Source organism: Streptomyces sp. NPDC006283 (genome assembly GCF_040613325.1).
Taxonomy (GTDB): domain Bacteria; phylum Actinomycetota; class Actinomycetes; order Streptomycetales; family Streptomycetaceae; genus Streptomyces.
Window position 1 is genome coordinate 1 of record NZ_JBEXRZ010000233.1, and the last position, 11,281, is coordinate 11,281.

At 68.7% G+C, this 11,281-nt stretch carries 9 protein-coding genes; 6 read left to right on the top strand and 3 right to left on the bottom strand.

All coding sequences use genetic code 11. The annotated features are described in order from the left end of the window. The 3 genes from mctP to ABZ070_RS31275 form a co-directional block, all read right to left on the bottom strand. Nucleotides 1-1,720, bottom strand: a 1,720-nt coding sequence (gene mctP, locus ABZ070_RS31265) for a monocarboxylate uptake permease MctP (RefSeq protein WP_356638728.1), incomplete at its 3' end; no start/stop codon positions are given. Then, a complete protein-coding gene (locus ABZ070_RS31270) occupies nt 1,717-1,998 on the bottom strand; it encodes a DUF3311 domain-containing protein (RefSeq protein WP_356638730.1) in 282 nt (93 codons plus the stop codon). The genes ABZ070_RS31270 and mctP, both read right to left, overlap by 4 nt. Before the next feature lie 188 nt (nt 1,999-2,186). Continuing rightward, on the bottom strand, nt 2,187-2,951 hold the full coding sequence (locus ABZ070_RS31275; protein ID WP_356638732.1) for a GntR family transcriptional regulator: 765 nt from the start codon (nt 2,949-2,951) through the stop codon (nt 2,187-2,189). A gap of 304 nt (nt 2,952-3,255) precedes the next feature. Here ABZ070_RS31275 and ABZ070_RS31280 point away from each other — a divergent pair, with 304 nt between their 5' ends. The 6 genes from ABZ070_RS31280 to ABZ070_RS31305 all read left to right on the top strand — a co-directional run bounded on the left by ABZ070_RS31280 (nt 3,256) and on the right by ABZ070_RS31305 (nt 11,106). Further along, nucleotides 3,256-4,560, top strand: coding sequence for a sugar ABC transporter substrate-binding protein (locus ABZ070_RS31280; protein ID WP_356638734.1), 1,305 nt, complete (start codon nt 3,256-3,258; stop codon nt 4,558-4,560). Between the two features lie 95 nt (nt 4,561-4,655). Then, a complete protein-coding gene (locus tag ABZ070_RS31285) occupies nt 4,656-5,654 on the top strand; it encodes a sugar ABC transporter permease (protein ID WP_356638736.1) in 999 nt (332 codons plus the stop codon). Further along, complete coding sequence (locus tag ABZ070_RS31290) at nt 5,651-6,517, top strand: carbohydrate ABC transporter permease (protein ID WP_356638738.1); 867 nt, start codon at nt 5,651-5,653, stop codon at nt 6,515-6,517. The genes ABZ070_RS31285 and ABZ070_RS31290 overlap by 4 nt, the downstream gene beginning before the upstream one ends. 9 nt (nt 6,518-6,526) lie before the next feature. After that, nucleotides 6,527-8,074, top strand: coding sequence for a glycoside hydrolase family 3 protein (locus ABZ070_RS31295; protein ID WP_356638740.1), 1,548 nt, complete (start codon nt 6,527-6,529; stop codon nt 8,072-8,074). Between the two features lie 83 nt (nt 8,075-8,157). Then, entirely contained in the window at nt 8,158-9,237 is a 1,080-nt protein-coding gene (locus tag ABZ070_RS31300; protein ID WP_356638742.1) for an SIS domain-containing protein, read from the top strand. Nucleotides 9,238-9,627: 390 nt separating this feature from the next. Further along, a complete protein-coding gene (locus ABZ070_RS31305) occupies nt 9,628-11,106 on the top strand; it encodes a histidine kinase N-terminal domain-containing protein (RefSeq protein WP_356638744.1) in 1,479 nt (492 codons plus the stop codon). The last annotated feature ends 175 nt before the right edge of the window (nt 11,107-11,281 follow it).

Here is an 11,281-nt window from a genome sequence, read left to right on the forward strand (position 1 = left end):
CGACCGGGAGGCGCTGATCACCCCGGTGGACTGGGGCGCACAGGGCCACGGGGCGGGAACGCCCTTCTCCCTGTCGCACACCTTCGCGCAGACCGCCGGGTGAGCCCACCGTGGCCGGCGGCAGCTCCACCTTGACGCCCGGGTCGCCGGCGTCCGCCGTGTAGTCGGACGGGCTGGTCTCGTCGATGCCGTCGGGGGCGTTGGCTGCCCGCAGGACGAAGGTGAGGGCCACGGTGACCACGACGTTCAGCACGAACGCGGTGAGGCCGATGTAGCCGATCTCCCCGATGCCCGGGATCTCCGCGGACGAGCCGCCGAAGTGCTTCTGCGTCGGGCTCGCCACGCCGTAGGCGGCAGCCGTGCCGTAGATCATGCCGACCGCCCAGCCGCCGATGAGTGCCCAGCGGTGGAACCAGCGGGTGAACAGGCCGCCCACCAGCGCCGGGAACGTCTGCAGGATCCAGATGCCGCCCAGCAGCTGGAAGTTGATCGCCACGGTCTTGTCCATGGTGAGGACGAAGGCGAGGGCGCCCACCTTCACCAGCAGCGACACGAGCTTGGAGACCTTGGTCTCCTGGGCCGGGGTCGCGTCGGGCTTGAGGAAGTCCTTGTAGATGTTCCGGGTGAAGAGGTTCGCCGCGGCGATCGACATGATCGCCGCCGGCACCAGCGCGCCGATGCCGATCGCGGCGAAGGCGACACCCGCGAACCAGTCCGGGAACATGTTCTCGAACAGCTGCGGGATGGCCAGCTGGCCGTTGGTCACCTTCACGCCGGCCGCGATGGCCATGAAGCCGAGCAGTGCGAGCAGGCCCAGCATGAGCGAGTACAGCGGCAGGATCGTGGTGTTGCGGCGGATCACCTCACGGCTGCGCGAGGAGAGCGTCGCCGTGATCGAGTGCGGATACATGAAGAGCGCGAGCGCCGAGCCGAGCGCCAGGGTGGCGTAGCCCCACTGGCCCATCTCGCCGGGGACCAGCGCACCGGTCGGCTTGCCCGTCGCCTCGTTGACCTGCGAGAACTTCTCACCTGCACTGGCGAAGATCTCGTCGAAGCCGCCGAGCTTGATCGGGATGTAGATGATCGCCACGGCGATGACGATGTAGATCAGCGTGTCCTTGACGAAAGCGATGAGCGCCGGGGCACGCAGTCCGGACGAGTACGTGTAGGCCGCGAGGACACCGAAGGCGATCAGCAGCGGCAGGTCCTTGATGAACCAGTGGGTGCTCTCACCGCCGCCGACGCCCATGACGTCGAGCACGGCCTGGATGCCGACCAGCTGGAGCGCGATGTACGGCATGGTGGCGAGGATGCCGGTGAGGGCGACCGCCAGGGACAGGCCCTTGGAGCCGAAGCGCCCGCGGACGAAGTCCGAGGTGGTGACGTATCCGTGCTTGTGCGACACCGACCAGAGCCGCGGCAGGAAGGTGAAGATCAGGGGGTAGACGAGAATCGTGTACGGGACGGCGAAGAAGCCGGCCGCACCCGCCGCGTAGATGGCCGCCGGGACGGCGACGAAGGTGTACGCGGTGTAGAGGTCGCCGCCGAGCAGGAACCAGGTCACCCAGGTGCCGAACGACCGGCCGCCGAGGCCCCATTCGTCGAGGCTGTTCTCGTTCTCGGCCTTGCGCCAGCGCGCGGCCAGGAAGCCCATGACCGTGACGGCCAGGAAGAAGAATATGAAGACGCCGAGTGCGACGCCGTTCACGCCGTCGTTCATCGGGACGCACCTCCCTTGCGGGAGCGCTGGTCACGCTGCCACAGCTTGTAGGCGATCATCGTGAGGACCGTCGAGACCAGGACCCAGAGCATCTGGTACCAGTAGAAGAACGGCATGCCGATGAACGTCGGTTCGGCCTTCGCGTAGGAGCCGACCCAGAGCATCGCCACAAAAGGAGCGAAGAGGCAGAGGGCGATGACGACGCGCACCGGGGTGATGACCGGCGGTTTCTCTTCGGGCGCTTCTGGCGCTTGTGGCGCCTCGGGCACTGCGGACATGCGGCTCCGTCCCCTCACTGAACACCGTTGTAATGGGCAGGAAATCTAGGCGAGCCGTTCGCGTCCAGTCACCCCCCGTCCGTATATCGGTACGGCAACGACTTCCCGTTCGCACGGCCAAAACGTGACATGGCGCCGCAACGGGCTGCGGCGCCATGTCGGTTGAGCTGTCGAGGCAGCGGTCGAGGTCAGTCGGTCGGGCGCTTCAGCCTGGCGACGAACTTGTACCGGTCCCCCCGGTAGACCGAGCGGACCCACTCCACCGGCTCGCCCTGGGCGTCCAGCGAGTGACGGGAGAGCATCAGCATCGGCAGGCCCACGTCCGTGCCGAGCAGGCCGGCCTCGCGCGGGGTGGCGAGCGAGGTCTCGATCGTCTCCTCGGCCTCGGCGAGATGGACGTCGTACACCTCCGCGAGGGCGGTGTAGAGAGAGGTGTATTTCACCAGGCTGCGGCGCAGCGCCGGAAAGCGCTTGGCGGACAGGTGCGTGGTCTCGATGGCCATCGGTTCGCCGCTGGCCAGCCGCAGCCGCTCGATGCGCAGCACCCGGCCGCCGGCCGCGATGTCCAGCAGCCCGGCGAGGGTGTCGTCCGCTGTGACGTATCCGATGTCCAGCAGCTGAGACGTGGGCTCCAGGCCCTGCGCGCGCATGTCCTCGGTGTACGAGGTGAGCTGGAGCGCCTGCGACACCTTGGGCTTGGCGACGAACGTGCCCTTGCCCTGGATGCGTTCGAGCCGGCCCTCGACGACCAGCTCCTGGAGCGCCTGACGGACCGTGGTGCGCGAGGTGTCGAACTCGGTGGCGAGTGTCCGCTCCGGCGGCACGGGCGTGCCCGGCGGCAGGGTCTCCGTCATGTCCAGCAAGTGACGCTTGAGCCGGTAGTACTTAGGCACGCGTGCGGTACGGGTCTGTGCCCCGCCCTCGGCCTCGGTGCCGCCCCCGTCCGTCGTCATGGTCCGCCTTCCCGATTGCTGCGCTCCTGCCGTCACCGGCTCCTCCGTCTGCTGCGGCTCACATGGTGGCACGGACCGGTCACGGGTCGTCGCCCTCCCTCAGGTGTCGGTCCGATAACGGACACGACAGCCCTTCTTATACACCCTTGACACCCCTAAAGGTCTAGGCCAAGCTCCCGGTACTGGTCTACACCATTTGAGGCCAGTCCCAGCCCCAGGGCAGAAATCTGGCGCGCGTCCGTCAAGTGCTGCGCGACTCCCGGGTGGTGGGGGGGTAACTCTTGCATCCCTTGAGGAGGGTGGCGTGATGCGCAAGCTCATTTCAGCGGTGGGTGTGGCGGCCATGATGGTCTCGGTCGCGGCGTGTGGTTCGGACGGCGGCAGTGGTGAATCGGCCAAGAACCCCAAGGACCGCAAGGAGGACTTGACCGTCTGGCTCATGAGTGACGCCCAGAGCACCTGGCCGGAGCTGGTCAAGGACGTCAACGCCGAGTTCAACAAGAAGTACCCGGGCGTCAAGGTCAACGTCCAGTACCAGCAGTGGGGCGACAAGGCCAAGAAGCTCGACGCCGCCCTCGCCGGCGACAAGTTCCCGGACGTGGTCGAGCTCGGCAACACCGAGACCATGACGTACATCCTCAATGGAGCCCTCGGCGAGATCGACCCGTCGAAGTACGAGAACTCGGGCACCTGGATCCAGGGTCTTAAGGACACCTGCACCTTCGAGGGCAAGCAGTACTGCGTGCCCTACTACGCCGGTGCGCGCGTGGCCCTCTACAACAAGGACATGTTCAAGGCGGGCACAGGCTCCGACGCCCTGCCCACCACCGAGGCCGAGCTGACCGCCGCCCTCGACAAGGTCCAGCAGAAGTACGGCAAGGACAAGGCGTTCTCGCCGCTCTACCTGCCCGGCCGCTACTGGTACGCCGCCATGTCCTACGTCGCCGCGTACGGCGGCGAGATCGCCACCTACGACGAGGGCAAGAAGGAGTGGAAGTCCGCTCTCTCCACCCCCGAGGCGCAGAAGGGCATCAAGCACTTCGTCGACCTGGTCAACAAGTACAACCACGGTGACAAGACGAAGGACGAGCAGGACCACGCCAACGTCATGGCCAACGAGAAGGCCGGCCTTCTCTACGGCAACGGCTGGGAGGCCGGCAGCGTCGTCGACTCCAAGGCCAACGGCAACCCGAAGCTCGAGGGCAAGATCGGCGTGGCGGGCATGCCCGGCCCGGACGGCAAGGCGCTCCCGTCCTTCATCGGCGGCTCCGACCTCGCGACCGTCTCCAAGTCGAAGGTCCAGGACCTCGGCGAGGAGTGGATCGCGATGTTCACCAACAGCAAGTCCCAGGAGGTCCTCGCCTCCAAGAACATCCTTCCGAACAACACCAAGCAGCTCGAGCCGCTGAAGGCGAAGCCGGAGACCGCTCCCATCGCCAACGCCGTGCCGGACGCCTGGTTCACCCCGATCGCCCCCGGCTGGACGGCCGTCGAGAAGTCGGAAGTCCTCGAGCTCATGCTGCTCGACATCATCAAGGGCACGTCGGTCGAGGAAGCGACCAAGAAGGCCGACGCGGAGATCGACAAGCTGATCAACGAGAAGTCCTGACCTCTTGATCACCCGCGGGGGTGGTGGACCCGGCTTCACACGGGCTGCCGCCCCCGCACTCCGGTACCGGTTTCCGAACGGAAGGCCCAGCACAGGTGAGTGCCGCCGACATCAAGTCAGCCGACCCGGCGGTGCCCGTTCCGCGGCACCCCGAGGACCACGGCCCCCAGCCATCCAGCAAGCAGACGCGCAAGGCCGCCAGGACCCGTGGCGCGCTCCTGCCCTATCTGCTGATCGCGCCCACGATCGTCGCGATCGCGGCGGTGTTCGTCTGGCCGCTGATCAAGACGACGGTCATGTCCTTCCAGGACGTCGGCCGCAAGGAACTGTGGACGGGTGAGCCGGCCCCCTGGGTGGGCCTCGAGCAGTTCACCAACATCCTCGGCGACGCCGCCTTCTGGGACTCCGTGGTCCTGACCGTCGTCTTCATGGCCGCGTGCGTCGTGACGACCCTGGCCCTGGGCCTGGCCGTCGCCCTCACGATGCAGCGGATGTCCACCTGGGCCCGGCTGCTGGTCACCGCCGGCCTGATCGCCGCATGGTCGATCCCTTTGATGGTGGCGGCCTCGATCTTCCGCTGGTTCTCCGACTCCGACTACGGCGTCGCCAACATGGTCCTGACCAAGTACCTGGGCCTGGACTTCCAGGGCCACAACTGGTTCCTCGACCACAAGCAGGGCTTCCTTGTCATCGGAGCGGTCGTGGTCTGGGGCGCCGTCCCCTTCGTCGCCATCACCCTCTACGCGGCCCTCACCCAGGTCCCCAGGGAGCTGGAGGAGGCAGCCGCCATCGACGGCGTCGGAGCGTTCGGCAACTTCCGCTACGTCGTCTTCCCGGTCATCAAGCCGGTCTTCCAGATGGTGGCCACCCTCTCGGTGATCTGGGACTTCAACGTCCTCGGCCAGGTCTGGCTGATGCGCGGCGGCAAACCGGAGCCCGAGTACGAGGTCCTGGGCCTCTACGCCTTCAACAAGGCCTTCGAGTCCAACTCCTTCAGCCAGGGCGCCGCCATCTCCCTCATCACGGTGCTGCTGCTCTCCGGCGTTGCCGTGTACTACCTGCGCCAGCTGCTCAAGATCGGAGAGGTCGAGTGAGCGCCATCACCTCCGCACCGAAGGCAATCCGGTCCGACCGCAAGAAGAAGAGCCGGATCGTCTACAACGTCTTCGGGCTGCTGACCTTCGTGGTCATGATCTTCCCGGTCTACTGGCTGGTCATCAGCGCACTGCGCCCCAACCACGAGATCCGCAGCTACGACCAGACCCTGTGGCCCTCGTCGATCACCTTCGACAACTTCAGCCGAGCGGTCGACTACGCCAACTTCGGCACGGCGATCAAGTCCAGCCTGATCATCTGTGTGACAGCCGTCGTCGGCGCCATGGTGATGGCCACCGTCGCCGCGTACGCGATCGGCCGCTTCAGGTTCATGGGCCGCAAGGCCTTCATGGTCGTCCTGATCCTGGTGCAGCTGCTGCCGCCGACAGCGATGCTGATCCCGATCTACCTGCAGCTCAACGACCTGGGCGCCCTGAACGAGTACTGGGGCGTGACGATCATCTATCTGGTCTCCACGCTGCCCTTCGCGACCTGGATGATCCGCGGTTTCGTGATCAACATCCCGAAGGAGCTGGAGGAGTCCGCCATGGTGGACGGCTGCAGCCAGATGGGCGCCTTCTGGCGGGTCGTCTTCCCGCTGCTCGCCCCCGGTCTGGCGGCGGCCTCCATCTACTCGCTCATCAACGCCTGGAACGAGTACCTGCTGGCCTACGTGGTGCTGCAGGACAACGACAAGTACACGCTGAACGTCTGGCTGATGAGCTTCACCACCGAGCGGGGCGTGGACTACGGCGCGCTGATGGCCGCCTCCACGCTGATCGCCATCCCGGTGGTCGCCTTCTTCATGTTCATCCAGAAGAAGATGGCCGCGGGCCTCACGTCGGGCGCAGTGAAGGGATAACGCCTCCTCATGACGACTCTGGTACGCGGTTCGTCCGGCACGCTCACCCGCGACGCCCTCACCGTCCTCCAGCCGGGCTTCGTCGGCACCGCCGCCCCCGAGTGGCTGCTGCGGCAGATCGGCGAAGGGCTGTCCGCCGTCGGTCTGTTCGGCCGCAACATCACCTCGCCCGGTCAGCTCACCGCGCTCACAAGCCAGTTGCGGGCGGAGCGGGACGACGTCCTCGTCGCGATCGACGAGGAGGGCGGCGACGTCACCCGGCTCGAGGTGCGGGGCGGCTCGTCGTTCCCCGGCAACTACGCGCTGGGCTCGGTGGACGACGTGGACCTCACCCGCGCCGTGGCGCGCGAGCTGGGGCGCCGGCTCGCCGAGTGCGGGGTGGACCTCAACTGGGCACCCTCCGCGGACGTCAACTCGAACCCGGACAATCCGGTCATCGGTGTGCGGTCGTTCGGCGCCGACACCGCGCTCGCCGCGCGGCACACCGTCGCCTACGTCGAGGGCCTGCAGTCCGCCGGCGTGGCCGCCTGCGCCAAGCACTTCCCCGGACACGGCGACACCAGTGTGGACTCGCACCACGCGCTGCCCCGCATCGATGTGGATCTGGACACATTGCACGCCCGTGAACTGGTGCCTTTCCGCGAGGCGATCGCGGCGGGTTCCAAAGCGGTGATGAGCGCGCATATCCTTCTTCCCGCGCTCGATCCCGACCGTCCCGCGACGCTGAGCCCGCAGATCCTCACCGGTCTGCTGCGCGAAGAGCTGGGCTTCCAGGGGCTGATCGTGACGGACGGCATGGAGATGCAGGCCATCTCGTCCACCTACGGGATCGAACGCGGCTCGGTCCTCGCGATCGCCGCCGGAGCCGACGCGATCTGCGTCGGCGGCGGCCTGGCCGACGAGGAGACCGTACTTCGGCTGCGCGACGCGCTGGTGAGTGCGGTGCGCAGTGGCGACCTGCCCGAGGAGCGGCTGGCCGACGCGGCGGCGCGCGTGCGCGCCCTCGCCGACTGGACGCGACGGGCCAGGGGGGCCGCAGCGAAGCCGGGCGCGGCTTCACAGGAGGGGACCGCGCCCGGCTCCGACGTGGAGATCGGCCTGGTCGCCGCGCGCCGCGCGGTGCGCGTCACCCCGGGGCAACTGCCCTACGAGCCGGTCACCGAAGCCCCCTACGTCGCCGCGTTCACCCCGGTCGCCAACATCGCGGTCGGCGACGAGACGCCCTGGGGCGTGGCCGCCGAACTGGCCGCGCTGCTGCCCGGCACCGGGACGGACACCTACGCGGACGGATCGAGCACGCCCGTTTTGGTGGCAAATGTGCTGGAGGCGGCGGCGAGCCGTAGGATCGTCGCCGTAGTACGCGACGTCCACCGCCACCCGTGGATGGCGAACGCACTGGAAGCCCTCCTCGCGGCCCGTCCCGACACGGTCGTCGTGGAGATGGGCCTGAACCGGGCGGCGCCCAGGGGGGCTCTGCACATCGCGACCCATGGCGCGGCCCGCGTCTGCGGGCGCGCCGCCGCGGAGGTCATCACCGGCGCAGGAACCGGGGCCTGACCGACGCCGACCGTGCCGTGCCGGGCGAGGGCCCGCAAGCCCCGCAGCCCGGCACCCTGGAGCGTCACCTGGAGGCAAACGGCATGTCCGCCACGACGTCGGCCGAGTACCACGAGCACGAGGAGTACCCGGGCCGGATCATGTCCGGCGAAATGGCACAGCAGCCCGCGGTCCTGCGGCGGATCCTCGACGAGGGCGCGCCGCGGATCCGTGAGGTGGCGGCGGCGATCGCCGCGAAGGAGCCGCGCTTCGTCCTGCTGACGGCGCGCGGCACTTCCGACCACGCCGCGCTCTATGCGAAGTACCTGCTCGAGATCCGGCTCGGACTGCCGTGCGGACTGACCTCCATGTCCACCACCACCGCCTATGGTGCGCGCCCTTCACTCACCGACGTCCTGGTGATCACCGTCAGCCAGTCCGGCGGCTCGCCGGACCTGGTGGCCTCCACGAAGGCGGCACGGGACGCGGGCGCGATCACGCTGGCGGTGACCAACAACCCGGACTCGCCGCTGGCCGCGGTCTCCGAGTTCCACATCGACGTCATGGCCGGCCCGGAGAAGGCGCTCCCGGCCACCAAGACCTACACCGCGTCTCTGATGGCCCTCTACCTGCTGGTGGAGGGCCTTCGCGGCGGTGACGGGACCGAGGCCGAGGCGCTGCCGGTGCTCGCGGCCCAGGTCCTCGCCCGCCAGGACGAGGTGCGCGCACTGGCCTCGCGCTACCGCTTCGCCGAGCGCATGGTCATCACGTCGCGGGGCTACGGCTACCCGACGGCGAAGGAGGCCGCGCTCAAGCTCATGGAGACCAGCTACATCCCGGCCCTCTCCTACTCCGGCGCGGATCTGCTGCACGGACCGCTCGCCATGGTCGACAACGTCTCCCCGGTCATCGCGGTGGTGCCCGACGGCAGGGGCGGAGAGGCGCTCCAGCCCGTGCTCGACCGGCTGCGCGGCCGCGGTGCGGACCTGTTCGTGGTGGGTCCGGCGGCCCAGGTCGAGGCGGCGTCGGCGGGTTTTGTGCTGCCGACCGACGGTGTGCCGGAGGAGCTCCAGCCGATTCTGGAGATCCTGCCGCTGCAGCTGCTGGCCTACGAGGTGACCATCGCCCGCGGGCAGGACCCGGACGCCCCCAGGGCGCTGGCCAAGGTGACGGAGACGCGCTGACGGGCGGGGCGACGGCGGGGCCGTGATCGCGACGGGCGGGTGTGATGAGGGGCCCGCCCGTCGTCCCCCGCCCGCTGCCACAAGCGCGTACGCAGGGACAGGTGCATCAGCGGCCGCACATAAGTATGGTGGCGGAACTAAACTCCGCCGAAGCATGGACAGGCCTGAATGGTCTAGTCCACAATAAAGCGGTAGAAGCCTCCGCCCTCCCCGCACAGGAGGGTGGAACGAGGTCCCCGACGCTCTCTGCCCTGACTGCGCCGAGACCTCCACACGGCCGAGCGGGACCGCACACCCCTCGGCCGGGCAACTCCGGGCTGCGGTGCCGGACGGGTTGAGGGTCCCGTCACGGCGCCGCGGCCCGCGGGTACCCTCGCAGACGTGCCCTCCATGAACGATCTCGTACGCCGGCAAACCGCTCTGAGTGAGACTGACCTCGAGTGGCTCCATCTGCTGGTCTCGGAGTGGCAGCTCCTCTCCGACCTCTCCTTCGCCGACCTGGTCCTGTGGGTGCCCACCCGCGACGGGACGCGCTACGTCTCCGTTGCCCAGATGCGGCCCAATACCGGCCCCACGTCCTACCAGGACGACATGGTCGGCCACCTCGTCCCCCGCGGCCGGCGCCCGCTCCTGGACGCCGCGCTCGACGAGGGGCGCATCGTGCGCGAGGGCGACCCCGAGTGGCGCGAGGAGGTGCCGGTACGGGTCGAGTCCATCCCGGTACGCCGCGAGGGCCGAGTGCTCGGCGTCATCGCGCGCAACACCAACCTGCTCACCGTGCGCACCCCGTCGCGGCTCGAGCTCACCTACCTCCAGTCCGCCTCCGATCTGGCCCAGATGATCGCCGCCGGAACGTTCCCGTTCCCCGGCGAGCAGGTCGAGATGGACTCCTCGCCGCGCGCGGGGGACGGGCTCATCCGGCTCGACGCCGATGGCATCGTCCAGTACGCCAGCCCCAACGGCCTCTCCGCCTACCACCGCCTCGGGCTCGCCTCCGACCTCGTGGGACAGCACCTGGGCCAGGTCACCGCCGAGCTCGCGCCCTCCCGGGGCCCCGTCGACGAGGCGCTCGTCAAGATCGCCAGCGGCTACGCCCCCCGTGAGACGGAGGTCGAGGGCAACGGCGGCGTCATCCAGCTGCGGGCGATCCCGCTCAAGCCCAAGGGCGTTCGGATCGGCTCCCTGGTGCTGCTGCGCGACGTGACGGAACTGCGCCGCCGGGAGCGGGAGTTGATCACCAAGGATGCGACCATCCGGGAGATCCACCACCGGGTGAAGAACAACCTCCAGACGGTGGCGGCCCTGTTGCGTCTCCAGGCGCGCAGGATGGATTCCGTACGGGGCCGCGAGGCCCTCAACGAGGCGGTGCGGCGGGTCGGTTCGATCGCGATCGTCCACGAGACGCTGTCTCAGAACCTGGACGAGCGTGTGGAGTTCGACGACATCGCGGACCGTGTGCTCGCGATGGTGGCGGAGATCTCGCCCGGCAAGGTCGACTGCCGGCGCACGGGCCGCTTCGGCATCCTCGACGCCGAGATCGCCACGCCGCTGTCGATGGTGCTGACCGAGGTGCTCCAGAATGCCCTGGAACACGGCTTCGCCCAGGGGGAGCAGGGTTCGGTCGAGGTGTCCGCGGTGCGCGGCGAGCCGCGTGCCGACGGCGCCCGGCTGCTGATCACCGTTCAGGACGACGGCCGCGGCCTGCCGGCCGGCTTCGACCCGCAGCGCGCAGGGAACCTGGGGCTGCAGATCGTACGGACCCTGGTCGAGGGGGAGTTGGGCGGGACCTTCGACATGGTGCCGGTTCCGGAGCCGGGGCGCGGCACCCGGGTCGTCCTCGACATCCCCGTCCCGGCGGACAAGCGCTGAGGCCGGTCGTCACCGAAGGGCCCCGGACTTCGGGCCGGCTCCGCCGTGCGGCGCAGGCCGGGGCTCTGGGAGCCCCGACCTGCTGCCGCGCACGCTGCACAGCGAAGAGCCCCGGACCGTGTCTTCGACCGGCGCACCGAGGTGCTCGGCCCCCACCACCCGTACACCCTCTCCT